Below are 25985 nucleotides of genomic sequence, written 5' to 3' on the forward strand. Positions count from 1 at the left end.
CTGGAGGATGCTTGTCGGTCTGCGTGATCACGGGAGGCTCCGATGATCAACTCCGCCATGCGGCGTCAGCACTCTCTCGCACGTGCTCTTCTGATCACCACGGCGGCAAGCGGTCTGGCGATGGGGAGCGCGGCAACGGCCTGCCCTCTCGGAAGCCATGACAGCCCGCGCGTGCGGCTCCTCCATAGCCTGCTCCCGCCCGACCGGCCCGCCGCCGGAGCGACGATGCTGACGGCGCAGGCCCAACATCCCGCGCACCCGGTTCCGCCGGCCCGCAACGAGCTCGGAACCTACAGTCGCGATCTGCCGAGAGGGGCTGCGGCGCCGACGACCTCCGAGCGCCCGCCGCTCTACGACAACCTCGGTCAACTCACCTGGGCGGTGGTGCGGCCCTCCCATGCGGAGGCAAGGGCCTATTTCGACCAGGGATACCGGTTCGCGTGGGCTTTCAATCACGCCGAGGCCGCCCGCGCGTTCCGGGCCGCACAGGAACTCGACCCGCGCTGCGCCATGTGCTTCTGGGGCGAAGCCTGGGTGCTCGGGCCGCACATCAACTTCCCTCTGGAGGCGGACGCCAATGCCAGGGCGCTCGTCGCCTTGGCGGAAGCAAAGCGCCTGGCATCCTCAGCGGAACCGCTCCAGGCGGCGCTCATCGAGGCGCTTGCCCATCGCTACGCGTCCGAGGCGAATGCGGACCGCAAGGCGCTCGACCAAGCCTATGCGGACGCCATGAAGGCCGTGCAGGCCAGGTTCCCGGACAGCCCGGATGTCGCGCTGCTGACGGCCGATGCGCTCATGAACCTGAGCCCCTGGGATTATTGGGCCGATGGAGGGCGGACGCCGAAAGGTGAGGCGGGGCGGATGGTGGAGCTCATTGAGGGCGTTCTGGGCGACCGGAAGGTGGGCGCTCTCGTGGCGGCTCCCGATCATCCCGGCGCCATTCACCTGTATATCCACGCCGTCGAGGCCTCCGACCGGCCCGAGCGGGCGGTTCCCCATGCGGAGAGACTGGCGTCCCTGATGCCGGGGGCCGGGCATCTCGTGCACATGCCGAGCCACATCTGGTACCGGGTGGGACGCTGGCGCGAGAGCCTGGACGCCAATGTGAGGGCCGCCGCCGTCGACGAGATGCTCGTCCGGCGAGGCGGTGCGAGCCTGCTCTATTCGGAGGCCTACTACGCCCACAACGTCCATTTCGTGCTCGCCTCCGCGGTGATGGGCGGTGACGGGCAGACGGCGGTGGCGGCTGCGGAAAAACTCGCCGGGATCGTGTCGGACCGCGCGAAGCGAGAGGTGCCCTGGACGCAGCCGATCGCGGCCGCTCCCTACAGCGCCCATGCGCGCTTCTCCTCGCCCGAGACCGTGCTGGCCTTAGCCCCACCTGACACGAGCTTCCCGTTCATTCGCGCCACGTGGCACTATGCGCGCGGCGTTGCTCTCGCGCGGCTCGGACGGGCCGACGAGGCGAGAGCCGACGTGGAGGCCATCAACCGGTTGGCGCAGACGCCGGAGATTGCGGCTCTCACGGCTGCCGGCGTGCCGGGCCTCGACATCCTGGCCATTGCCGGAAAGGTGATCGAGGCGCGAGCGGCCCAGAACGCGGGAGATCACGCGACGTCGGCTGCGCTCTTCGCGCAGGCTGCGGAGATTCAGGACCGGCTGCCCTACATGGAGCCACCCTTCTGGGACTACCCGGTCCATCAGTCGCTTGGCGCGGCCTTGGCTTCGCAGGGCCGGCTCGCCGAGGCGGAGGGGGCCTTCCGGACAGCGCTGCAACGCTCGCCGAACAACGGATGGGCCGCTGCGGGCCTGCTGAGAGTCGCGGAGATGCGCGGCGATGCCCAAGGGATCGAAGACGCAAAGCGCCTGATGAAAGGCAATTGGTTCGGCGGTGACGCACCGTCCCTGGATCAGCTCTGAAACGCTGCGGGACGGTCGTCCTGACCGTCACGCCCCAACGGCATGCTCCCGCACCGTCAGCGAGCGCCGCTGCCGGCCCCATGTTCCGGGCCGGCCCTCGAAGATTCCGGCGCAGGGCGTGCCGCATTCTGCGCAGCGGCCGTCATCCGTGAGGGTCCAGGCCGTGAGGTCGTACCAGTCGCGGCCGATCAGCCGCGCCTGGCAGGCATGGCAGTAGGTGCTCTGCCCCGCCTCGTCGTGAACGTTCCCGGTGAACACGTACCGCAGCCCTGCATCCTGCGCGATGCGTCGGGCCGTGCGCAGCGTGGCAGGCGGTGTCGGCGGCCTGTCCAGCATCTTCCAGTCGGGGTGGAAGGCCGTGAAGTGCAGCGGCACGTCCGGGCCCAAGCGCTCCATGACCCAGCGGCTGAGCGCTTCGATCTCGCCGGGTGAATCGTTCTCGCCGGGAATCAGGAGCGTCGTGATCTCGAACCAGACATCCGTCTCGTGCTTCAGATACTCCAGGGTCTCCAGCACGGGGCCGAGCCGGGCCGAGCAGAGGTTCTTGTAGAAGTCTTCGGTGAAGCCTTTCAGGTCGATGTTGGCGGCGTCCATGTGCCGGAAGAACTCGGCCCGCGGCGCCTCGCAGATGTAGCCGGCGCTCACCGCCACCGACCTGATCCCCCGCGCGCGGCAGGCCTGCGCCACGTCGATGGCGTATTCCAGGAAAATCACCGGGTCGTTGTAGGTGAAGGCGACCGAGCGGCAGCCGCTTCGCTCCGCCGCCTCGGCGATCGCCTCGGGCGAGGCGACATCCTGCACGCGATCGAAGGCGCGGGCTTTCGAGATGTCCCAATTCTGGCAGAACTTGCAGGTGAGGTTGCAGCCTGCGGTGCCGAACGACAGCACGGGCGTGCCGGGCAGGAAATGGTTGAGCGGCTTCTTCTCGATCGGGTCGATGCAGAAGCCGGAGGAGCGGCCGTAGGTCGTCAGCACGATCCGGTCGTCCTGGCGGGCGCGTACGAAGCACAAACCGCGCTGGCCCTCATGCAGCTTGCACAAGCGCGGGCAGACGTCGCACTGAATGCGCCCGTCCTCGAGAGAATGCCAGTAGCGGCCCGGCGTGCCGGGGACGATCAACTCAGTCATGCCTGGCAATGCCTATGATGCGGCACCATCTAGCTAGGGATCGGATGCAGCGGAAGCAAGCCATGCCGACCTGGTCAGCCCGCCTCACCACACGCCCGGCGGCTGCGGCGGGCCTGTTCTACCCGGACGATTCGCACCGTCTCCGCTCCGCGGTGGAAAGGCTCCTGGCCGAGGCCCCCCGAGCCGCCGCAAGCGGTCGCCCGAAGGCGATCATCGCTCCCCATGCCGGCTATTCCTATTCCGGCCCGGTCGCCGCCGCAGCCTTCGCCCCACTGGAAGGGGCCGAACAGGACATCGAGCGTGTCATCCTGATCGGGCCGGCCCATTATATCCGGTTTCGCGGGATCTGCATTCCAATGGTCGAGGGCTTCGAGACGCCGCTCGGCCGTGTTCCGCTGGACCTGAACGCGCTTGCGGTCAGTGCCGAGATGCCGGGCGTGCAAGCCGCCGACGCGCCCCACGCTCCCGAGCACGCCCTGGAGGTTGAACTCCCCTTCCTGCAGGTTCTCCTCTCCCGGTTTGCGGCCGTGCCGCTGCTCGTTGGTGATGCCCGCCCCGAGGAGGTGGCCGCTGTTCTGGACCGGCTCTGGGGCGGGCCGGAAACGGTGATCGTCGTCAGCTCCGATCTGTCCCACTTCCAGGATTACGAGACCGCGCGGCTCCGAGATGCGGACACCGCCGTGGCGATCGAGCGTGGAACCTGGGCCGGCCTCGGTCCCGGGGACGCCTGCGGGTATCTGGCGATTGCGGGCTTGCTCGTCCTGACAACCCGGCGGGGCCTCGAGGCGCAGCGGCTTGCCTTGTGCAATTCGGGTGATACGGCAGGCTCGCGCGACGCCGTCGTAGGCTATGGGGCCTGGCTGTTCGGGGACGCTCACCCTTGTTGAAGGCCAGCCGGGCGGTCCGCCCGGCACGTCAGGCAGCCGATGGCCCTGCTCGCCGCAGCCTGCGTCGAAGGCCGGCAGGCGGGTGGACATGCACCGACGAACCTGGTGGCCGTCAGAAGGCATCATTGTTCCTGATCGGCAGGATCAGTTTTCTCTATTTGATGAATAGTTCAACCGCACGCACGATCCCGCAGTGAAGGTCGCGCGCCCGCAGATATCGGCCTGCGCGGGAGACCAAAAACACGAAACGGGAGGAACCATGCTCTGCCACTGCGCCCTGCGCGCGGGTCTGGACGTCTGACGGACGGCCCGCCATGCAGCCGAACTGGATCGTACTGTCGCTCACGCTGGCCTACATGGCGGCGATGGGGCTGATCAGCCTCTCCGCCCGGCGTTACGCCAGGAGTGCGGGGAGCTTCACCTCCGGCGGGACGCGCTACCCCGCCTTCCTGATCGGCTTCCTGCTGATGTCGGAATTCATCGGAACCGCCGCCAGCGTCGGCACGACGCAGACGGCCGTCTCGGTCGGCCTCTCCGCAGCCTGGAACATCGTGGCGCTCGCCATCGGCTTCGTGCTCTACGCCTGCTTCCTGGCGCATCGCTTCAAGACGCTCGGCGAGAACACGATCTCGGGCGCGCTCGCCCGCGCCTATGGCCGGCCGACGAAGCTCGCCACCTCCGTCATCATGATCTTCGCGCTGCAGATCGTGGCGGTCTCGACCTATGCGGGAGGCGGCACCATCCTGGCCGGCCTCCTGCGGGTCGACCGCACGACCGCGATCATCATCACGGGGGCGGTGGCGACGCTCTATGTCGGCATGGGCGGCATGCGCTCGGTGATCTACACCAACGTCCTGCACGCCCTCGTCAAGTATATCGGCATCCTGGTCGCCGCCGCCTTCGCCCTGTCGCAGGTCGGCGGCCTCGCGGCGCTGCAGGCCCAGGTGCCGCCCCGCATGTTCGCGGCCGATACCGTGGGCTGGGCCCAGATCTTCGCGTGGCTCGTCGCCGGGATCGGCGCCGTCTTCTCGACCCAGTACGTGATCCAGGCGATCAACACCGTGGAGGACGGGCGCACTGCCCAGGCGGCGAGCTTCTACTGCGCGGTGCTGCTGATTCCCTTCGGCCTGCTCGCGGCCCTCGTCGGCGTCTGCGCCGGCGCGCTGCTGCCGGGGCTGCCGCCGATCCAGGCGCTGCCGGCCCTGATCGCCCGGATGGGCGATCTCCTCGCGGCCATCGTCGTGGCGGGGCTCGCCGGCTCGCTGTTCGGGACGATCTCGGCCCTCAGCATCGGGGCGGCCACGCTCCTCTACAAGGACTTCTACCTGCCTCTCCGCGGCGGCGAGGAGACGCGCGGCTCGCTCGTCTTCGTGCGCGTCGCCACGGTGCTCGTGGGCCTCGCTCCGATCCCGCTCGCCATCTACGCCCCGGACATCCTGAAGGTCACCTTCCTGGCCAAGTCCCTGCGGACCACCCTGGCCGTGCTCGTGCTCTTCGCCTTCTATGCCCCGCACGTCGCCCGGCCGCGGTCGGCGGTGGTCAGCATTCTCGCCTCGCTCGTGCTGACGATCGGATGGTTCCTGGCCGGCGACCCCTTCGGGATCGACAACGCCTATGTGGCGCTCGTCATTCCCCTCGTCGTGATGGGGGTCGACCATCTGCTGAAGGGAGCGGGCACGCGCGCGCAGGAGGCGGTCCCGGCCCCATCGCTGTCCCGGGAGTAGGCGGCCGGGCGATCGGCAGGGCGGCCGCCTGGGCCGCCCATTCCTCCTGTGGTGCCGGGGGTGCAGAATCAGCCGGACGCCATCGCCCGAGGCGATTCGGGCCCACGGCTGGCTGCGTCCTGCGCCGGATGCTAAACTCTTCCGATGTCTGAGGCTCTTGAGATCGCCTACGGAGACTTCGGCCGGGTCGCCCTGCTCGACATGGATCGCGGGCTCGTGCGGCACGCGCATCCCCACTGCCACGTGCTCCTGAAGGTCGAGGGCGACGACACGCAGTTCCTCGTCGGCGACCGGGTGGTCCGGCTGACCGACGAGCAGGCCGTGCTCGTCAACGCCTGGGAGACCCACGCCTACCTCCACGATCCACGCCGCGACGCGGCGATGATCCTGGCCCTCTACATCGAGCCGGCATGGCTCGGCGCCTTCCGGCACAATTGGTCGGCGAGCGGCGCGCCGGGCTTCTTCCACGAGCCCGTCGGCCTCGTGACCGCTCCGATCCGGGGGCTCGTCCGGGACCTCGCCGCCGAGATGGTCTATGCCCCCGGCTCGAAGCGCATCCGCGACGAGCTGCTGCCCGGGCTGATGGTCGCTCTGATCGAGCGCTTCACGAAGTGGCGCGAGGTCGGCCTGTCGCTGCGCGAGGCGAGCCGGCGCCCGCGGGGCGACTGGCGCGTGCAGCGCGCGATCGCGCGGATGCGCGGGGAGAATGGGCTCGGCCTGAGCGCCGAGGCGCTCGCGCGCGAGGCGGGCCTGTCGCGTGCCCATTTCTACCGCCTGTTCGAACAGACGACCGGCGCCTCGCCGCACGTCTTCCTCAATGCCATCCGGGTCGAACGCGCCGTGGAGGCGATCGTCGGCAGCGACGAGAGCCTCGCCGAACTCGGGACGAAGCTCGGCTTCTCGGCGCCCGCCCATTTCTCGCGCTTCTTCCGCGACCACGTGAGCGTGCCGCCGAGCGTCTTTCGCAGCATCGTGCGCCGGACCGCCGCTGCAACGCTCTGAGCGCCCGCCCGGGCCTCTGCCGGAGGTTTCCTCGGATCATCGCACCCGCGCGGCACCTGAACCCGACATCCGCATGGGCAAGCAAGCGACCGGATGTCGGATGAGTTCGCCACCGGCTGCCCCGCCCTGACGGATGATACGGTTTCCGGTTGATCTGTTCGGAGACGAGGACGCGCGGGAACCCCTCTCCCGAGTGGGAGAGGGGCAGGGGTGAGGGTGGAGACGGTGCAGCAAGTATCCTGAACCGTGCCGCTGCCAGCGCGACGCTCAGCGCTCAATCCTGAACCCGTGCACCCTCACCCTAACCCCTCTCCCACTCGGGAGAGGGGATCCCGCGCCCTCTCGTCTCCGAACAGATCAACCGGAAACCGTATGGAGCCTCAGGATGCGCAAGGCGCCACGCTCCTCGGCCCCTGCGCCGCTGCCGCGCGCAAGCCCTCCCCGACATTTTGAGACGTCTGGGTAAGTCGCGAGACCCCTCGGCGTCGCGCCGGGCCGACTGCCGGGGGCATCGTGCCCGCGACGAGGCCGCACGGAACGAGCCTCGCGTGAGGAAACGGATCTTGGGCATCGCGCATCGCCGTTTCGTCGGGCAGTCGATCGAGCGCGTCGAGGACGCCGCTCTGCTGTCCGGCCGCGGCCGCTACATCGACGATCTCGGGCACAAGCCGGGCACGCTGCACGCGGCGATCCTGCGCTCGCCCCACGCCCATGCGGATATCCTCGGCATCGACGCCACGGCCGCCCTCGCGCTGCCGGGCGTCGTCGCGGTGCTCACCGGCCGTGACCTTCTCGACATCACCGGGCCCCTCGTCCCGGCCCTGCGCGCCGCCGTCGATGCCCGGGTGATCGCGGTCGACCGGGTGCGCTATGTCGGCGAGCCCGTCGCCGTGGTGGTGGCGCAGGACCGCTACCTCGCCGAGGACGGCTGCGACCTGATCGAGGCCGAGTACCGGGTCCGCCCGGCCGTGGTCGATCCGCTGGCGGCCCTCGCGCCGGACGCGCCCGTGCTCCACGACGGAGCCGGCGCCAATCTCGTCAGCGACCGCTCCTTCCGCTACGGCGACCCGGAGGCCGCCTTCGCGCAGGCGCCCCGCACCCTGTCGGTGACGGTCCGCTACCCGCGCAACACCGGCTCGCCGATGGAGACCTACGGGGTCGTCGCCGAGTACGACCCGGGTGACGACAGCTACGACGTCCTCGCCAATTTCCAGGGACCGTTCAGCATCCACGCCGTGCTGGCGCGGGCGCTCAAGGTGCCGGGCAACCGCCTGCGGCTGCGCACGCCGCCCGATTCCGGCGGCAGCTTCGGCGTGAAGCAGGGCGTTGCCCCCTACGCCGTCCTGATCGCCGCCGCCGCCCGCCGGGTCGGGCGCCCGGTCAAGTGGATCGAGGACCGGCTGGAGCATCTCGCAGCCTCGGTCTCGGCGACGAACCGCGTCACCACCCTGACCGCAGCCTTCGACGAGGAGGGCCGCATCGCCGCGCTCGACTGGGACCAGGTCGAGGATTGCGGAGCCTATCTGCGCGCGCCCGAGCCGGCCACGCTATATCGCATGCACGGCAACATGACCGGCGCCTACGCGATCCGGCACGTGCGCATCCGCAACCGGGTGGTCCTGACCAACAAGACGCCGACCGGCCTCGTGCGGGGCTTCGGCGGTCCGCAGGTCTATTACCCCCTGGAGCGCCTGGTGCAGCGCATCGCCGTCACCCTGGGGCTCGATCCGCTCGACGTGATCCGGCGGAACCTGATCCCGGCCGATGCCTTTCCGTACCGGACGGCAACCGGGGCGCTCTACGATTCGGGCGACTACCAGCGGGCGCTGGACGAGGCGGTCCGGGACGGCGGCCTGGAGGAATTGCGCCGCCGCCGCGCGGCGGCCCGGGCCGAGGGCCGGCTCTATGGCATCGGGCTCACCGCCGCGGTGGAGCCCAGCGTCTCGAACATGGGCTACATCACGACGGTGCTGACCGCGGCCGAGCGCGCCAAGGCCGGCCCGAAGAATGGCGCGCAGGCCACCGCGACCATCACCCTCGACCCGGTGGGCTCGGTGACCGTCCAGGTCGCCTCCGTGCCCCAGGGCCAGGGACACCGCACGGTGCTCGCCCAGGTCGTGGCGGACGTCCTCGGCATCCCGATGGATCAGGTCCGGGTGACGGCCGACCTCGACACCGCCAAGGACGCGTGGTCGATCGCCTCGGGCAATTATTCGAGCCGCTTCGCCGCCGCGGTCGCCGGGGTGGCGCACCAGGCCGCCACGCGCCTGCGCGACAGGCTCGCGGCCGTCGCCGCCGCGCAGCTCAACGTCCGGCCCGACGAACTCGTTTTCGCAGGAGGCCGCGTCGCCTCGCGCACGAACCCGGATGCCGCCCTTCCCTTCGCCCGGGTCGCCGCGACCAGCCACTGGTCGCCGGGCCTGGTGCCGGAGGAGGTCGGCGCCGTGATCCGCGAGACGGCGTTCTGGACGCCGCCGGAACTGACCGCGCCGGACGAAGGCGACGCGGTCAACTCGTCGCTCTGCCACGGCTTCATCTTCGACTTCTGCGGCGTCGAGGTCGATCCCGTGACCGGCCAGCTGCGCATCGACCGCTACGTCTCCATGCACGATTGCGGCCGGATCCTGCATCCCGGCATGGTCGAGGGGCAGGTGCGCGGGGGTTTCGCGCAGGCGCTCGGCGCGGCCGTCTACGAGGAATTGTCCTACGGGGAGGACGGCGCCTTCCTGTCCGGCACCTTCGCCGACTACCTGCTCCCGACCGCCGCGGAGGTGCCGGAACTCACCGTCCTGCATGTCGAGAGCCCCTCGCCCTTCACGCCGCTCGGCGCGAAGGGGGTCGGCGAAGGCAACTGCATGTCGACGCCGGTCTGCCTCGCCAATGCGGTCGCCGATGCGCTCGGCCTCGATTCCATCGACCTGCCGCTGACCCCGGCCAAGCTCGCCGCCCTGGCGGCGCGCGAGGAGGAGCCCGCTCCCCCGGCGGGCCACGGGGCGGCTCCGCGATCCGCGGCCAAGCCGGGCGATCGGACCATGCGCGGGGACGGGTCGGCCACGGTGTCGGCGGCCCCGGAGGCGGTCTGGGCGATGCTGCTCGATCCGGAGGTGCTGGCCTCGGTCATCCCGGGCGCGCACGGGGTGAGGAAGCTGTCCGGCACGCATTTCCGCGCCGATGTGACCCTCGGCGTCGGGCCGGTGAAGGGCCGCTACAAGGCCGACATCACCCTCTCCGACCTCGATCCGCCCCGGGCCGCCACGCTCTCCGGCACCGTGACGGGGGCGCTCGGCAATGGCGGCGGCACGGGGCGCATCACCCTGGAGCCGGACGGCCGGGGCGGCACGCGGATCGGCTATGCCTACGAGGCCTCGGTCGGCGGCAAGGTCGCGGCGGTGGGCGGTCGGCTGCTCGACGGCGCGGCCCGCGTGATCATCGGCGGGTTCTTCTCGGCCCTCGCCCGCCGGGCCGGCGGAGGCGCCGCGCCGGGCCTGCTGCGCCGCCTCCTCGCGCTTCTGGGGATCTCCGCATGAAGCCCGCCCGGTTCGACTACCTGCGCGCCGGCAGCCTCGACGAGGCGCTGGAGGCGCTCGGCCGCCACGGCGACGAGGCGCGCGTCATCGCCGGCGGCCAGTCGCTGCTGCCGATGCTGAACATGCGGCTGACGAAGCCCGCGATCCTCGTCGACGTGATGCGGATCGGCACCTTGCGCGAGCCCCGCCTGGAGGGCGGCGCCCTCGTGGTCCCGGCCGGAATCCGCCAGGCGATCCTGCTCGACCGGCCCGGGCTCGCCGACGACCTGCCGCTGCTCGCCGCCGCCCTGCCCTGGGTGGGCCATGTCCAGACCCGGGCCCGCGGCACCCTGTGCGGCTCCGTGGCCCATGCCGATCCGAGCGCCGAGATCCCGCTCTGCCTCGTCGCCCTCGGCGGCGAGGTGCATCTGCGCTCCCGCAAGCGGGCGCGGCGCGTGCGGGCGGAGGATTTCTTCGTCGGCATGATGGTGACCGACAGGGCCGACGACGAGCTCGTCGAGGCGATCGGCTATCCCACCCGCGCGCCCGGCACCGGCTACGCCTTCGCGGAGGTCGGGCGGCGTCACGGCGACTTCGCCATCGTCGCCTGCGCGGCGGTGGTCGACGGCCGGCGGATGCGGCTCGCCGTGGGCGGCGTCGCCGACCGGCCGACCGCCCGCGATTTCCCGCCTCTCGACGGCTCCGCCCTCGACGACGCCCTCAACGCCTTCGCGTGGGACCTCGGCGCGGGCGACGACGTCCATGCGACGGCGCGCTACCGCCGCGACCTCGTGCGCCGTCTCGGCCGCCGGGTGCTGGAAGAGGCCAGAGAGGAGGCTCGCCGATGCCACGGCTAGATGCGGAGCGCCGCCATAGCGTCGCCTTCACCCTGAACGGCGCCCCGGCCCGGGTCGAGGTCGAGCCGCGCACGCTGCTCACCGACGCCCTGCGCCACGGGCTCGGGATGACCGGCACCCATGTCGGCTGCGAGCACGGCGTCTGCGGCGCCTGCACGGTCGCGATCGACGGCGTGCCGGCCCGCGCCTGCCTGACGCTCGCCGTCGGCGTCGAGGGCTGCGAGGTCCGCACCGTCGAGGGGCTGGCGCCGGAGCCCGGACGGCTCGGGGTGCTCCAGGCGGCGTTCCGGCGCCACCATGCCCTGCAATGCGGCTTCTGCACCGCCGGCATCCTGATGTCGCTCGATGCCTTTCTGCGGCTGCGCCCCCGGGCGACGCGCGCCGAACTCACCGAGGTGATCGGCGGGCATCTCTGCCGCTGCACCGGCTACGCCCCGATCATCGAGGCTGCCGTCGAAGCCGCCGCCATGCTGCGCGGCGAAGCGATCGAGGAGATTTCGACCCATGCTTGACCTTGGCACCAGCTTCCTGGCGAGCGTCTCGCGCGACCCGCGGGAACTCGCCATCGTCGACGGCGAGACCCGGCTCACCTATGCGCAGTGGTACCGGATCATCTCCTCGGTGGTCTCAGGCTTCGACGCCCTCGGCCTCAAGGCCGGCGACCACCTCGTCACGGTGCTGCAGAACCGTGTGGAGGCGGCGACGCTCCACTGGGCCTGCCAGTTCGCCGGCCTCGTCCTGACGCCGATCAACTGGCGCGCCAGCCCCGACGAGATCGACTTCGCGGTCGAGAACGCGGAGGCGAAGGCCATCGCCTACGAGGGGGTCTCGGCCGCGAGCCTGCGGGCGAGCGCGGCCGCGCGGAACCTCCCGCGCATCGCCGTCGGCGTGCCGCCCGAGCCCGGCGAGACCGGATTCGCCGATCTCGCCGCCCGGGAGGCCCCGCCGGCCAAGCCCCGGGCGGATGCCGAGGCGATCTCGCTGATGCTCTACACCTCGGGCACCACGGCCAAGCCCAAGGGCGTGCCGCGCCGCCACCGCGCCGAGCGCGCCGCCGCCCTCGCCCACGTGGCGCAGAACCTCTACGGGCGCGGCGAGCGGACGCTCGGCGTCATGCCGCTCTACCACACGATGGGGGTGCGCTCGCTGCTCGCCATGTCGCTCATCGGCGGCACCTTCGTGTGCCTGCCGCGCTTCGACGTGGCCGGGGCGCTGCGCCTGATCGCGGCCGAGCGGGTGACCAACCTCTACCTCGTGCCGACCCTCTATCACGACCTCGTCCATCACCCGGATTTCGCGGCCACCGACACCTCCTCGGTGCGCAAGCTCGGCTTCGCGGGCGCGCCGATGACCGACGGCCTCCTGAAGAAACTGACCGAGGCGTTCCGGCCGGAGCTGTTCGTCAACCATTACGGCTCGTCGGAGGTCTACACCTTCACGATCAACCAGGATGCCGCGGGCAAGCCCGGATCGGCGGGCCGCGCCGGGCTCAACACCATGGTGCGGATCGCGCCCCTCGGGGCGACCGATCCGGAGGCGAGCGCGGCGCCCGGCGAGGAGGGCGAGATCGCCGTCATCGCGAGCGGCGACGAGGCCTTCGAGGGCTATTGGCGCCGCCCGGAGGCCGACGCCAAGGCGTTCCGCAACGGCTGGTACTTCACGGGTGATACCGGCTTCATGGACGAGGACGGCGATGTCTTCGTCACCGGCCGGGTCGACGACATGATCATCACGGGGGGCGAGAACGTCTCGCCCGTCGAGATCGAGAGCTGCCTGTCCCTGCATCCGGGCGTCTCGGAGGTCGCGGTGGTCGGCCTGCCGGACGAGCGCTGGGGCAAGGTGGTGACCGCCTTCGTCAAGCGCCGCGGCCCGGTCGAGGAGGCCGCCCTCGACGCCCATTGCCGCGAGGCGGGCCTGCCGAGCCACAAGCGGCCCCGTGCTTACGTCTTCGTCGCCGAGATCCCGAAATCGCCGGTCGGCAAGCTCCTGCGCCGCCAGCTCGTCGCGGGCGCCTACGACGCCGAAACCCAGGGCGACCCTTCGGCCGCCGCCTGAGCCCCTGACCGTCTTCCCCCCTCACCGAGAGAGTGCCGCCATGACAAGCGATCCCCGCCTGACCAACCTCGACGGCTTCCGGGTCGAGATCGACCCCGCCCGCGAGCGCGCCGACGTCATTCTCGCCCGGCCGCCCATGAACGTGATCTCGATGCCCCAGCGCGACGAGATCCGGAAGGTGTTCGAGGCCCTCGACGAGGACGACCGCGTGCGTGTCATCGTGCTGCGCGCGGAAGGCGAGCACTTCTCCTCGGGCGGCTACATCAAGGGCTTCCTCGAAGCCTCGCCCGAGCACGTCTCCAAGCTTGCCTGGAACATCGCCGCCCCGGCCCGCTGCAGCAAGCCGGTGATCGCCGCCAATCGCGGCTACACCTTCGGGGTCGGGTTCGAGATCTCGCTCGCCTGCGACTTCCGCATCGTCTCGGAGACCTGCCAATACGCGCTGCCCGAGCAGAAGCTCGGCCAGATCCCGGGCTCGGGCGGCTCGGCCCGCCTGCAGAAGATCGTCGGCATCACCCGCACCAAGGACATCGTGATGCGCTCCAAGCGCATCCCCGGCCGGCAGGCGCTGGACTGGGGCATCGCCACCGAATGCGTCCCGGACGGCGAGCTCGAAGCCGCGGTCGACGCCCTGGTCGAGGAGTTGCGCGCCTTCTCGCCCATCGCCCAGCGGACGGCCAAGAAGCTCCTCAACGACACCGAGGATGCGACCCTCTCGATCGCCATCGAGCTCGAAGGCCACTGCTACAGCCGCCTGCGCCAGTCGGATGATTTCCGCGAGGGCGTCGAAGCCTTCCACGCGAAGCGCAAGCCGACCTTCCGCGGCTCGTAGAGCCGCACGCTCGTAGAGCCGCACCCGCCTATTCCCGCTCCGGCCGGCACAAGACCGGCGGGGCGGACCCCGAACACGCGACCGGCGAGGCGGCGTGAACCATGACGCATGCCCAGAGGAGGAAACCCATGAACGCCGCGACGACGATGCCGGCCCAAGAGGCGGCTCTGCCCAGACCCACGACCCGTCAGACCGCCACCGCCGCCATGGCCTCGCTGTTCGGCTGGGGCCTCGACCTGTTCGACCTCTTCATCCTGCTCTACGTCGCGCCGGTCGTCGGCGCCCTGTTCTTTCCCGCCGACAAGCCGATGCTGTCGCTCGCCGGCGCCTACGCCTCCTTCGCCGTCACGCTGCTGATCCGGCCCCTGGGCTCGGCCCTGTTCGGCTCCTACGCCGACCGGCTGGGCAGGCGGCGCGCCCTCATGATCGCAGTGATGGGCGTCGGCCTCTCGACGGCGGCCTTCGGGCTCCTGCCGACCGTCGGGCAGATCGGCTGGCTCGCGACCGCGATCTTCCTGGCCTTCCGGCTGATTCAGGGCATCTTCGTCGGGGGCGTGGTCGCGGCCTCGCACACGATCGGGACCGAATCCGTGCCCGAGCGCTGGCGCGGCCTGATGTCGGGCGCGGTCGGCGGCGGCGGCGCCGCGATCGGCGGGCTGCTCGCCTCGCTGGTCTTCTATGTGGTCTCCCTCCTGGCGCCCGGCGACGCCTTCGCGTCGTGGGGCTGGCGCGCGATGTTCTTCTCGGGCCTCCTGACTTCGGTCATCGGCCTGATCCTGTTCCGCAACCTTGAGGAATCGCCGATCTTCCGGCAGCTCCAGGCCGACAAGGCGGCCCGCCGCGCCGGCGCGCCGGTCGTGGCCTCGCCGGTCCGCGCCCTGTTCTCGGCCGAGCACCTGCGCGCCTTCGTGGTCGCGGTCCTGGTCTCGTTCGGCGGCGGCGCAGCCTATTACCTGACCTTGGGTTACCTGCCGACCTTCCTCAAGCTCGTGAACGGGGTGCCGAACGCGAACGCCTCGATGATGCTCATCGGCGCCAACATCGCCGCCGCCTTCGGCGCCTGCGCGCTGGGCGAGCTGAGCCAGCGCATCGGACGCAAGCGCACCTTCCTGATCATGGGCGCGGTCCGGCTCGTGGCCTTCCCGGCGCTGTTCCTGGCCATGGCGGGGACGACGGACCTCGCCCTGATCACGGTCTACGCCCTGCTCCTCTCCTTCATCGCCAATGCGAGCTACGGCCCGCTGCTGATCTTCCTCAACGAGAAGTTCCCGACGGCCCTGCGCGCCACCGGCACCGGCCTGACCTGGAATGTCGGCTTCGCCCTCGGCGGCATGCTGCCGACTCTGGTGTCGCTGGCGGTCGACGGCCCGAGCCAGATCCCGATGATGCTCGCGATCTTCACCACCGCCGTGACCCTCGTGTACCTGGCCGGTGCCCTCCTCACGCCGGAGACCCGGGGCAACCTCGACCGCTTCTGAGCGGTCCGAGATCCACTCCGGATCCGGCCCTCGGCACCATCGTGTCCGGCGATGCGAACTCCGCAGCGCCGGACACCGCTTTTCTCGGGAAGGAATTGAGCCGATGTCCGAGGATCCGCTCTGGACCTTCTCCCTCGACCTCTATGGCCGGCCGGGCGCCGCGCCCGCCTGCCTCACCCTGCAGGACGAGGCGGGAGCCGACGTGACCATCCTGCTCTACCTGATCTGGTGCGCCGCCACGAACCGATCTCTCGATGCCGGGGCGGTCCGGGCAGCGGACGACGCCGTCGCGGCCTGGCGCGCCGCCGTGGTCGAGCCTCTGCGGCGGGTGCGCCGCGCCACCAAGACGCCGCTGCTTGCGGGCACGGGGACGGAGGCGTTCCGCGACAGGATCAAGGCTGTGGAGATCGAGGCGGAGCGCCTTGCCCTGGCCGCCCTGTCGGCGGGCGCGCCCCGGGCCGGGCCCCCGCTGGACCCGCTGGCGTCGGCCCGGCGCCATCTCGATCTCTACGCCCTGCATCTGGGCCGTCCGTTGCCGAGGGCGGCGTCCGATGCCCTGCTTGGGGCCTTCGCGGGGCTCTGAGCCCCACCCTCAAGCCTCGGCGTCGCGCCAGCGCCGGACGATGCCGGACTCGATCTCGAACAGGTCGAGGACCCGGCCGAGCGTGTGGTCGATCATCTCGGCAATGCTGTCCGGCCGCGCGTAGAAGGCCGGCACGGGCGGCGCGATGATCGCCCCCATCTCGGACAGGGTCGTCATGGTGCGCAGGTGGCCGGTATGCAGGGGCGTCTCGCGCACCATCAGCACCAGGCGGCGGCGCTCCTTCAGCACCACGTCCGCGGCCCGCGTCAGCAGTCCGGAGGTCACGCCGGTGGCGATCTCCGCCATGCTGCGCATCGAACAGGGTGCCACGATCATGCCGCGGGTCCGGAACGAGCCCGAGGAGATCGCCGCGCCGATATCGGCCTGCGCGTAGGTCCTGGCGGCGAGCGCGCGAACCTCCGTGACCTTGAGGTCCGTCTCGTGCGCCAGGGTCACCTCGGCCGAGCGCGACATCACCAGATGGGCCGGGATCCCGAGGTCGCGCAGGATCTCCAGCAGGCGAATGCCGTAGATCACGCCCGAGGCCCCCGAGATGCCGACCACGAGGGGCAGGTTGCGGCTCACGACAGACGTCCCTCGATCAGGCCGGGCACTTCGCCGACGTGCCTCGGTTCCGTGAAGCCGGCCTCCACCCGCGCCGCCACTGCGTCGCGGCGGGCCCGGCCGATCAGCGGGCCGCCCGGCGCGATCCGGCCGGCGCGCGCGCCGCTCACCGGAGCGATGCTGCCCGCCTCCGGGGAATGGGCCTCCCCGTCGATCCGATGGCGTGCCGCCGCGTCCATGGACGATCCCTCGATCTGCTCTTCCCGCCTTCGCGGCCGCCCCGCGATCAGCGGTCGGATTTGGCGGCGATCCTAGGGGTGGGCGATCGGGCCTGTCGAATAAGGATGGATGATGGCTTCGATCAGCGGGACGTCACGCGCGAGGCGGCCTCGAGAGCCTGTCCGGCGCGTCTCGAAGCGCCGGACAGGCTCTCGATCCTTGATGGGCCGGATGTCCGGACGGAGAAGAGGCGCCAGCTTCTCCTGGACATCCTCTCGCCTCAATTCACCCGCGACCACACCTGCCGCTTGCAGATCAGCCCGCCGAGGACGCAACCGGCAAGTTCAAGGGCGTTCTGGCTCTTCATCGCGAGCTTGCCCGTATAGGTCTTCCCGTCGCGGAAATTGTACAGCGAGCCCTCCCAGCCCTCCAGGGTCGGATGCATGTCGCTCGACAGGGCAACGCCGACGAGGCTGCGCCCGCGCAAGGCCGGGTCGGGATTGTTCACGTCCCGGGTTTCGCCGGTCAGGATCTTGGCGACGGTGCCGCAATAGCCCCCGCCGCAGCGGGAGATGCGGATATGGGCGTCGCCCCCCGGGGTGAGCCAGGTGCCGCTGGGGTCGAGCTTCGGCTCGGCGAGCGCCGGCATCGTCAGGGCCAGAAGGGCGATCATCACACGGTGCAAGGGGCGTCTCCGGATGAGGTGGGGGAAGCGGTCGCGGCCTCACGCGACGAGATCGGGGAAGGGCACGATGGTGGATTTGACGGTCCGCATCGCCATGGCGTCCGCCACGGCGGCGCTGACGCCGTCCCGGGTGAAGGGATACAGGGTCTGCATCTCCAGCCAGGGATACTTCGCGCGTGCCCGATAGAGCATGTCGACGCCGAGCGGCAAGTCATTGCCCGTGAAGGCCCAGGAGCCCAGCACCGTGAGATCCTTGGCGCAGATGCGGTGCCAGGAGGTCTCGATCGAGCCCGCATCCGTGAACTGCCCCATTTCCACGTAAGTCCCGCCGTCGCGCAGGAACTCGATCCCCTCCGGCCCTGCGGACGGATGCCCCGAGCAGTCCATCACGAGGTCGGCCCCGAAGCCGCCGACGATCTCGCGCACGCGCGCGATGCGCGCCTCGGGCGTCGTCACCGCCGAGATGTCCACCGTGGCCTCGGCGCCGAACCTGCGTGCCAAGGCAAGCCGCGGCTCCTCCGGCGCGCCGACGCAGACGACGCGGCCCGCCCCCATCTCCTGGGCTGCCGCAACGGCCAGGATGCCGATCGGCCCGGATCCCTGGATGACCACCGTATCGCCCCACCTGAACCCGCCCGCCTTCACGGCGCGGTTGAAGGCGCGGATGCACGAAGTGAGCGGCTCGGCCAGCGCCCCGAGCCGCAGGTTCATGTCGTCCGGCAGCTTGTACACCTTGGTGCCGGGCAGCATGTCGAGATCGACATAGACGTATTCGGCAAAGCCGCCCCACAGGTGCGGCGCCTTGTCGAAGCCGAGATAGCGCCCGTAATAGACCGGCGTCAGGCACTTGTTGGCCTGCTCCGGGTAATGGACGCAGTAGTAGCAGTGCCCGCAGGGCATCAGCGGCGGGATCATCACCTTCGAGCCGACGGCGAGCGGCTTGTCCATGAAGTCGGCGGTGAAGTCGTCGCCCTTCTCCACGATGACGCCGCCGATCTCGTGGCCGAGGGTGAAGGGCCACGGCAAGGGCTTCGGCCAATGGCCCTTCAGGATGTGCTGGTCCGTGCCGCAGACCCCGCAGGCGCCGATCTTGATGAGCGCGGCCCGGCGCGGCACGGCGGGCCAGGGGACGGTGCGGATCTCCGGCGCGGCGCCGGGTCCGGCGAAGGTCGCGACCCTGATCTCGGGCTTTTGCATCGGCGTCTCCTCCAGGTCGGAAGCGGGACGGGTCGAGCCGCCCGCAGGCCGATGGTAGCAGCCGATTCGCCGCCGAATCTCCCTTGACCTTCCTCGATCGGAGGATCACGTTTCACCTGCTCCGGCCGCCAGGGACCAGCAGTACGAACGAGCAGCCGGAGCGCACCACGCGGAGGGAGGCATGACGCCACCGACGAAACATGCCGCGTTGATCGCGCCGGAAGGCGTCCGGTCCGGTGCGTAGCGGTTCTTCGCGGATGACAGGGTGGAAGCGGCCCCCGGGGCTCGAGGCCACGTCATGTACGTGCGGCTCACAGACAGAGATGCCCCACCTCAGCCGCTTCCGCTTTGCCTTCTGAGACTATCTGTCGTTTGGGTTCGGGACGACGCAGGGCGCATTTGGCGCTTCATCCGTCGTCAGGGTCGGTTTGGCCGGCACCGAACGAAGTCAAGACCCGTCCCTATCAGTCCCGCAAGACGGTCGTGGAGGCCAGAACGGCCCTCATGCTGAGGTGGCTGGCGGCAGCCGGCCCTCGAAGCACGCCTGACCGCTCGTCCAAGCTCCGGGTGATCGGGAGCACCGGTCCGGGGTGCTTCGAGGCTGAGCGATCTTCGATCGCCTGTGCGATCTTTGATCGCCAGCGCCTCAGCATAAGGATCGTTCTGGCCTCCACGACCGTCTTGCGGGACTGAGGAGGGACGCCCGCGCGGCCGCCTCAGGTTTATCCGCCAGCGTCGACGCAGCCGCTGGCGAACTCACACCCACGGCCCGAAGGACGCATCGGCATCCTGGACCGTTGGGATCAGATATCGAGCTCCGCCTCGTCCGCGAAGGCTGCGCGCTCGGAGATGAAGGCGAAGCGCGCCTCCGGCTTGTTGCCCATCAGGCGCTCCACCGTGTCGCCCGTGGCCTCGCGCGCCTCCTCCAGGACGGCGACGCGCAGGAGCGTGCGCTTCGCCGGATCCATCGTGGTCTCCTTGAGCTGTCCCGGCATCATCTCGCCGAGGCCCTTGAAGCGCCCGATCTCGACCTTGCCGTTCTTGAACACGGTCTTGATGAGCTGCTCCTTGTGGCGGTCGTCACGCGCATAGGCGCTCTTCGAGCCCTGGGTCAGCCGGTAGAGCGGCGGCACCGCGAGGTAGAGGTGCCCCTTCTCGATCAGCCGCGGCATCTGCCGGTAGAAGAAGGTGATGAGCAGCGAGGCGATATGGGCGCCGTCGACGTCGGCGTCCGTCATGATGATGACCTTCTCGTAGCGAAGGTCGTCCTCGCGGTAATGGGCGCCGGTGCCGCAGCCGAGCGCCTGGGTCAGATCCGAGAGGAGCTGGTTCGCCCCGAGCTTGTCGCGGCTGGCGGAGGCCACGTTGAGGATCTTGCCGCGCAGCGGCAGCACCGCCTGGGTGGCGCGGTCGCGCGCCTGCTTGGCGGAGCCGCCGGCCGAGTCGCCCTCGACGATGAAGATCTCGGAGCCCGCCGCCCCGGCCTTCGAGCAATCGGCGAGCTTGCCCGGCAGGCGCAGCTTGCGGGTCGCGGTCTTGCGGGCGACCTCCTTCTCCTGGCGGCGGCGCAGCCGCTCCTCGGCCCGGTCGATGACCCAGTCGAGCAGGCGGTTCGCCTGTGTCGGGGAGGCCGCGAGCCAGTGGTCGAAGGCGTCGCGCACCGCCGCCTCGACGATGCGCGAGGCTTCGAGGGTCGCGAGCTTGTCCTTGGTCTGACCCTGGAACTCGGGCTCGCGGATGAAGACCGACAGCATGGCGGCGCAGGTCGCCATCACGTCGTCGGTCGTGACCGCCTGCATGCGCTTCACCTGCCCCACGCGCTCGGCGTGGTCGCGCAGGCCCCGCAACAGCGCGATGCGCAGGCCGCTCTCGTGCGTGCCGCCCTCGGGCGTGGGCACGGTGTTGCAATAGGAGGAGGAGAAGCCGTCGTCGTTGGCAAGCCACGCCACTGCCCATTCGAGCGAGCCGTGGCTGCCGGGCTTCGTGATCTTGCCGGTGAAGAGCCCGTCCGTGACGAGTTCCTTGCCGTCGATCTCCCGCGCCAGATAATCCTTCAGGCCCGCCGGGAAGCGGTGCACGGCCTCGGCCGGGACGTTCGCGACGCCCTCCAGCAGCGCCGGGGCGCAGCGCCAGCGGATCTCGACCCCACCGAACAGATAGGCCTTCGAGCGGGCCATCTTGAACAGGCGCCGCGGCTCGAAGGTCAGGGCGCCGAAGATCTGCGGATCGGGATGGAAGCGCACCTTGGTGCCGCGCCGGTTCTGCACCGGGCCGACCTGCTCCAGCCCGCCCTGGGGCAGGCCCCGCGAGAAGGTCTGGCGGTAGAGGATCTGCTTGCGGGCGACCTCGACCTCCAGGAGGTCGGAGAGCGCGTTCACCACCGAGACGCCGACGCCGTGAAGCCCGCCCGAGGTCTCGTAGACCTTCGAGTCGAACTTGCCGCCCGCATGCAGCGTGGTCATGATCACTTCGAGGGCCGACTTGCCCGGAAATTTCGGATGCGGGTCCACCGGGATGCCGCGGCCGTTGTCGGTCACGGTGAGGATCCCGCCCTCCGCGAGTTCCACCTCGATGAAGCTCGCATGGCCCGCCACCGCCTCGTCCATGGCGTTGTCGATCACCTCCGCGAAGAGGTGGTGCAGCGCCTTCTCGTCGGTGCCGCCGATATACATGCCGGGCCGGCGCCGGACCGGCTCCAGCCCTTCCAGCACCTCGATCGCCGATGCGTCGTAGCCCGCCTCCGGGGTCGGCTCCGGCTGCGGCACGGCCACGGGCTTCGGGCGCTTCGGCCCGGCGATGGGGTCGACGGGCGCCGGCTTGGCGCCCGGACCGAACAGATCCCGCGCGGCGTCGTTCACGCGACGGCCTCGCGATGGGGGGACGGCTCTGGCAGCATTCGCACTCATCCTCTCCCTATACCGGAACAAACCGGAAACAGAAAGGGTCCAAACACGGATCCGCGGCGGAGTGGGAGCATGCGGCACGCGCCCAGCCCGTCGCGGGTTCGTAAACAGGTTACGTTAAGATTGCTTCACTCCGCACCCCTCCCCCGGGAACAATCCGGGCATCGACGCGTTACGGCTACGCTTCCCGGTCCCGTCGAGAGGTTGCCAGCCGATGACCGTCGCCACCCGCCATGCGCGTCATATCGCCCTTGCGCGCGCCGAGCGCGCCGCCGGTCAGGCCTTCGGCTGTCTCGACGAGGCGGTGATGGTCTCCCACCTTTCAGCCCGCCGCTTCGCCACCACGGCGACGGGGGCCGCCGTGGCGGTCGCCCTCGCCGCCACGCTCGCCTGGGCGCTCTGACGCCCGGGCTAGAGCAGGATCCGTTCATGGTGGAACGGATCCTGCTCTCGCTCTTTGATTGTGCCGCATTGTCTGCGACGAGCCGGCATCCGCTTCGTCGGAAAATGCTCTATTCGGCGGCTGCCTTCTTCTTGGCCGCGCTCGCCTTGGTGGGCGCCTTCTTGGTGGCCTTCCCGGCCGGCTTCGCGGCGGTCTCGGACTTGCGCGTGCGGGTCGTCGCCTTCTTCTTGGTGCCCCCGCCGGCCTCGCGCCGGGCCGCGATCAGCCTGAGCGCCTCATCGAGCGTGATTGCGTCGCGGTCGGCGCCCTTCGGCAGGGTCGCGTTCACCTCGCCATCCGTCACGTAGGGCCCGTAGCGTCCGGCCTTCACGGTGACCGCGCGCCCGCTCTCGGGATCGTTGCCGAGGACGCGGCCCGGATCGGCCGCCGGCCGCCCGCCCCCCTGCTCCTTGGCGACGATCAGGTCGATCGCCCGGTTCGCGCCGATCTCCAGGAGATCGTCGCCCTTGCCCAGGTTGGCGTAGGTCTTCCCGTGCTGCACGTAGGGACCGAAGCGGCCGAGATTGACCAGGATCGGCTCGCCGGTCTCGGGGTGCCGCGCCACTTCCCGCGGCAGGGCGAGGAGCTTCAGCGCCGTCTCCAGCGACACCTCGGCGGGCGAGAGGCCGCGCGGCAGCGAGGAGCGCTTGGGCTTCTCGGCGCCCTTCTCGGCCGAGGCCTCGCCGAGCTGCACGAAGGGGCCGAAGCGGCCCTCGCGCAGGGTCACGGGCAGGCCCGTTGCCGGGTCCTCGCCAAGGACGCGCTGGCCGGGCTGGCCGCCCTCGCCGGAACTCCCGTCCCCCTCGCCCTCGACTCCCGCGGCCGAGAGCTGCCGGGTGTACTTGCATTCCGGGTAGTTCGAGCAGCCGACGAAGGCGCCGAACTTGCCGAGCTTGAGCGAGAGCGTCCCGCTCGCGCAGTTCGGGCAGGCGCGCGGGTTCGCGCCGTCCGCACGCGGCGGGAAGATATGCGGCCCGAGGAGCTGGTTGAGCGCCTCCAGCACCTCCGCGGTGCGCAACTCCTTGGTGCCGGCGATCGCCGCCGAGAAGTCGCGCCAGAAGTCGCGCAGCACGGCGCGCCAGTCGATCTCGGCGTTCGAGATCCGGTCGAGCTGCTCCTCCAGGTCGGCCGTGAAGTCGTACTCGACGTAGCGCCGGAAGAAGCTCTCCAGGAAGCCGGTGACGAGGCGCCCCTTGTCCTCCGGCACGAGCCGCTTCTTGTCCAGGCGCACGTATTCGCGGTCGCGCAGCACCTGCAGCACGGCGGCGTAGGTGGAGGGACGGCCGATGCCGAGTTCCTCCATCCGCTTCACGAGGCTCGCCTCCGAGTAGCGCGGCGGCGGCTCCGTGAAGTGCTGGGTCGCGGCGATGCGCTCGCGCCGCAAGGCCTCGCCCGCCGCCATGGACGGCAGGCGGCGGGATTCCTCGTCCTCCTCGTCGTCCTTGCCCTCCTGGTAGAGGGTGAGGAAGCCGTCGAACTTCACCACCTGCCCGGTGGCGCGCAGGTCGAGGCGGCGCGGGCCGACCTGCGCGGCGATGTCGACCGTGGTGCGCTCGAGCTCGGCCGATTCCATCTGGCTCGCGACGGTGCGGATCCAGATCAGCTCGTAGAGCCGGGCCTGCTCGGGTTCGAGGAAGCGGGCGACCTCCTTGGGCAGGCGGCCGAGATCGGTCGGGCGCACGGCCTCGTGGGCCTCCTGGGCGTTCTTCGCCTTGACGCTGTAGCTGCGGGGCGCGGCGGGCACGTAGGCATCCCCGAACTCGGCCCCGATGACGCGGCGCGCGTCCTGGATCGCCTCCGGCGCCATGTCGACGCCGTCCGTCCGCATGTAGGTGATCAGGCCGACCGTCTCGCCGCCGATCTCGACGCCCTCGTAGAGGCGCTGGGCGATGCGCATGGTCTGGGCCGGGGCGAGCCCGAGCTTGCGGGAGGCCTCCTGCTGCAGGGTCGAGGTGGTGAAGGGCGGCTGCGGGTGGCGCCTGGCGGGCTTCGCCTCGACGTTTCCCACCGTGAAGGTGGCGAGTTCGAGGTCGCGCCGGAACGCCTCCGCCTCCTCGGCCGTGCCGATATCGAGGCGCTGGATGCGCTTGCCGTCGGCGCCGACGAGCCGCGCATCGAACACAGCGCCCCTGGCGGTGGCGAGCGTGGCGACGAGCGACCAGAATTCGCGCGGCCTGAACGCCTCGATCTCCGCCTCGCGGTCGCAGACGAGGCGCAGGGCCACCGATTGCACCCGGCCCGCCGAGCGCGCGCCCGGCAGCTTGCGCCACAGCACCGGCGAGAGGTTGAAGCCGACGAGGTAGTCGAGAGCCCGGCGGGCCAGATAGGCATCCACCAGCGCCTGGTCGATCTGCCTGGGCTGGGCCATCGCCGTCTGGACCGCGTCCTTGGTGATGGCGTTGAAGGTCACGCGCTCGACGGACACGTCCTTGAGCACCCGCTTGGCCTGCAGCGCCTCCAGCACGTGCCAGGAGATCGCCTCGCCCTCGCGGTCGGGGTCGGTGGCGAGGATCAGCTTGTCGGCGCCCTTGACCGCCCTGGCGATCTCCGAGACCCGCTTCGCGCCGCGGTCCTCCAGCTCCCAGAGCATCTTGAAGTCCTGCTCGGGATCGACCGAGCCGTCCTTGGCGGGCAGGTCGCGCACATGCCCGAAGGAGGCCAGAACCTCGTAGCCGTGGCCGAGATACTTGTTGATCGTCTTGGCCTTGGCGGGCGACTCGACGACGACGACTTTCATGAACGGCTTGCCTCTTCCCAAGCAGACCGCTGCGGTCTTGTCTCGATGTGGCGGACGCACGGCGCTAAGGGGAGGCGCCTCAAGCCCGACAAGTGGGTGAACGCGGAGCCGTTGTCAAATGCCCGGAACGGGGGGCCTGCCCTGCTTGCGGGCCTCTCGCCCTGCTCCTATAGCCGGGGCTCAGCATGAGCACCCAGCCGACCCGCCCGGGCTTCCCGCACCGCCACCTGCTCGGCATCGAGGGCCTGACGCCCCTCGACATCGCCGCGCTGCTCGACCGCGCCGACGAGGCCGTCGAGATCAGCCGGCAGGTGGAGAAGAAGCGCACGACGCTGCGCGGCCGCACGCAGATCAACCTGTTCTTCGAGCCCTCGACCCGCACCCAATCCTCCTTCGAGCTCGCGGGCAAGCGGCTCGGGGCCGACGTGATGAACATGTCGGTCGCCTCCTCGTCGGTGAAGAAGGGCGAGACGCTGATCGACACCGCCGCGACGCTGAACGCCATGCGGCCCGACATCATCGTGGTGCGCCACCATCAGGCGGGCGCCGTGCATCTCCTGGCCCGCAAGGTCGATTGCGCGGTGGTGAATGCGGGCGATGGCGCCCACGAGCACCCGACCCAGGCCCTCCTCGACGCGCTCACCATCCGCCGCAACAAGGGCCGGATCGAGGGGCTCCAGGTGGCGATCTGCGGCGACGTCCTGCATTCGCGGGTGGCGCGCTCGAACATCATCCTGCTCCAGGCGCTCGGTGCCCGGGTGCGGGTCATCGGCCCCTCGACGCTGCTGCCGCCGGGCATCGAGCGCATGGGCGTCGAGGTCTTCACCGACATGCGGGCGGGCCTGCGCGACTCCGACATCGTCATGATGCTGCGCCTTCAGCGCGAGCGCATGAACGGCTCCTTCGTGCCCTCCGTGAAAGAGTATTTCCGCTATTTCGGCCTCGACGGCGAGAAGCTGAGGCTCGCCAAGCCCGACGCGCTCGTGATGCATCCGGGCCCCATGAACCGGGGCGTCGAGATCTCGTCCGAGGTCGCGGACGGGGCGCAGTCGCTGATCAAGGAACAGGTGGAGATGGGCGTGGCGGTGCGCATGGCGGTGCTGGAGGCGCTGGCGATGCACCTGCCGAACGCCTGAGACGCCGTAACGAGGCTTGTCCCGGCACCGCGTCATCTGCCAAACGCTTCCGAATGGGTGACGGCCGGTGCCGGCCGTCCGCTTCAGCTGGCCTCAGCGCCGAGCCTCTCGGGCGCCAGTCCACGGGATG

At 70.3% G+C, this 25985-nt stretch carries 20 protein-coding genes; 13 read left to right on the plus strand and 7 right to left on the minus strand.

Annotated elements, in window-relative coordinates; translation table 11 throughout:
• The first annotated feature begins 42 nt into the window (after positions 1–42).
• Positions 43–1920, plus strand: a complete 1878-nt coding sequence (locus MNOD_RS15535; protein ID WP_015929877.1) for a hypothetical protein — start codon at positions 43–45, stop codon at positions 1918–1920.
• Between the two features lie 27 nt (positions 1921–1947).
• Here the strand turns inward: MNOD_RS15535 and amrS are convergent, their stop codons facing one another.
• Positions 1948–3048 carry an AmmeMemoRadiSam system radical SAM enzyme gene (amrS, locus tag MNOD_RS15540; RefSeq protein WP_015929878.1) on the minus strand — a complete coding sequence of 367 codons (1101 nt, stop codon included), beginning with the start codon at positions 3046–3048 and terminating at the stop codon, positions 1948–1950.
• A 62-nt stretch (positions 3049–3110) separates the two neighbouring features.
• Between amrS and amrB the strand changes: the two genes are divergently transcribed.
• From amrB to MNOD_RS15590, 10 genes are all read left to right on the plus strand, one after another.
• Positions 3111–3935 (plus strand): AmmeMemoRadiSam system protein B, encoded by an 825-nt coding sequence (gene amrB / locus MNOD_RS15545; protein WP_015929879.1) that lies wholly within the window; start codon positions 3111–3113, stop codon positions 3933–3935.
• 314 nt (positions 3936–4249) lie between these two features.
• Positions 4250–5659: a sodium:solute symporter family protein gene (locus MNOD_RS15550; RefSeq protein WP_015929880.1), complete on the plus strand. Its 1410-nt coding sequence runs from the start codon at positions 4250–4252 to the stop codon at positions 5657–5659.
• Between the two features lie 144 nt (positions 5660–5803).
• Positions 5804–6661 carry a helix-turn-helix transcriptional regulator gene (locus MNOD_RS15555; protein WP_015929881.1) on the plus strand — a complete coding sequence of 286 codons (858 nt, stop codon included), beginning with the start codon at positions 5804–5806 and terminating at the stop codon, positions 6659–6661.
• Between the two features lie 563 nt (positions 6662–7224).
• Positions 7225–10188, plus strand: coding sequence for a xanthine dehydrogenase family protein molybdopterin-binding subunit (locus MNOD_RS15560; RefSeq protein ID WP_015929882.1), 2964 nt, complete (start codon positions 7225–7227; stop codon positions 10186–10188).
• Positions 10185–11024: an FAD binding domain-containing protein gene (locus MNOD_RS15565; RefSeq protein WP_015929883.1), complete on the plus strand. Its 840-nt coding sequence runs from the start codon at positions 10185–10187 to the stop codon at positions 11022–11024. Before MNOD_RS15560 ends, MNOD_RS15565 begins: the two co-directional genes overlap by 4 nt.
• Positions 11012–11536, plus strand: coding sequence for a (2Fe-2S)-binding protein (locus MNOD_RS15570; RefSeq protein WP_015929884.1), 525 nt, complete (start codon positions 11012–11014; stop codon positions 11534–11536). Before MNOD_RS15565 ends, MNOD_RS15570 begins: the two co-directional genes overlap by 13 nt.
• The gene (locus MNOD_RS15575; protein WP_015929885.1) at positions 11529–13079 is read left to right on the plus strand and encodes an AMP-binding protein; all 1551 of its coding nucleotides are present in this window, start codon (positions 11529–11531) and stop codon (positions 13077–13079) included. Before MNOD_RS15570 ends, MNOD_RS15575 begins: the two co-directional genes overlap by 8 nt.
• Positions 13080–13119: 40 nt before the next feature.
• Complete coding sequence (locus MNOD_RS15580; protein ID WP_015929886.1) at positions 13120–13911, plus strand: enoyl-CoA hydratase/isomerase family protein; 792 nt, start codon at positions 13120–13122, stop codon at positions 13909–13911.
• 128 nt (positions 13912–14039) lie between these two features.
• Positions 14040–15389: an MFS transporter gene (locus tag MNOD_RS15585; protein WP_015929887.1), complete on the plus strand. Its 1350-nt coding sequence runs from the start codon at positions 14040–14042 to the stop codon at positions 15387–15389.
• Between the two features lie 103 nt (positions 15390–15492).
• Positions 15493–15972, plus strand: a complete 480-nt coding sequence (locus MNOD_RS15590; RefSeq protein ID WP_015929888.1) for a TIGR02444 family protein — start codon at positions 15493–15495, stop codon at positions 15970–15972.
• Positions 15973–15981: 9 nt separating this feature from the next.
• Here the strand turns inward: MNOD_RS15590 and MNOD_RS15595 are convergent, their stop codons facing one another.
• The 5 genes from MNOD_RS15595 to parE form a co-directional block, all read right to left on the minus strand.
• Entirely contained in the window at positions 15982–16557 is a 576-nt protein-coding gene (locus tag MNOD_RS15595) for a UbiX family flavin prenyltransferase (RefSeq protein WP_015929889.1), read from the minus strand.
• Positions 16554–16775: a hypothetical protein gene (locus MNOD_RS15600; protein WP_015929890.1), complete on the minus strand. Its 222-nt coding sequence runs from the start codon at positions 16773–16775 to the stop codon at positions 16554–16556. Before MNOD_RS15600 ends, MNOD_RS15595 begins: the two co-directional genes overlap by 4 nt.
• Before the next feature lie 260 nt (positions 16776–17035).
• On the minus strand, positions 17036–17440 hold the full coding sequence (locus MNOD_RS15605) for a DUF2147 domain-containing protein (protein WP_015929891.1): 405 nt from the start codon (positions 17438–17440) through the stop codon (positions 17036–17038).
• A 39-nt stretch (positions 17441–17479) separates the two neighbouring features.
• Positions 17480–18637, minus strand: a complete 1158-nt coding sequence (locus tag MNOD_RS15610) for a zinc-binding dehydrogenase (RefSeq protein ID WP_015929892.1) — start codon at positions 18635–18637, stop codon at positions 17480–17482.
• An 803-nt stretch (positions 18638–19440) separates the two neighbouring features.
• Positions 19441–21495, minus strand: coding sequence for a DNA topoisomerase IV subunit B (parE, locus tag MNOD_RS15620; RefSeq protein ID WP_015929893.1), 2055 nt, complete (start codon positions 21493–21495; stop codon positions 19441–19443).
• Positions 21496–21754: 259 nt separating this feature from the next.
• Here parE and MNOD_RS15625 point away from each other — a divergent pair, with 259 nt between their 5' ends.
• Positions 21755–21943, plus strand: coding sequence for a hypothetical protein (locus MNOD_RS15625; RefSeq protein ID WP_015929894.1), 189 nt, complete (start codon positions 21755–21757; stop codon positions 21941–21943).
• Between the two features lie 109 nt (positions 21944–22052).
• On the opposite strand, the gene topA is transcribed toward MNOD_RS15625, so the two are convergent.
• Complete coding sequence (topA, locus tag MNOD_RS15630; protein WP_015929895.1) at positions 22053–24719, minus strand: type I DNA topoisomerase; 2667 nt, start codon at positions 24717–24719, stop codon at positions 22053–22055.
• A 185-nt stretch (positions 24720–24904) separates the two neighbouring features.
• Between topA and MNOD_RS15635 the strand changes: the two genes are divergently transcribed.
• Complete coding sequence (locus MNOD_RS15635; RefSeq protein WP_015929896.1) at positions 24905–25855, plus strand: aspartate carbamoyltransferase catalytic subunit; 951 nt, start codon at positions 24905–24907, stop codon at positions 25853–25855.
• The last annotated feature ends 130 nt before the right edge of the window (positions 25856–25985 follow it).

This window comes from Methylobacterium nodulans ORS 2060, assembly GCF_000022085.1.
GTDB lineage: Bacteria > Pseudomonadota > Alphaproteobacteria > Rhizobiales > Beijerinckiaceae > Methylobacterium > Methylobacterium nodulans.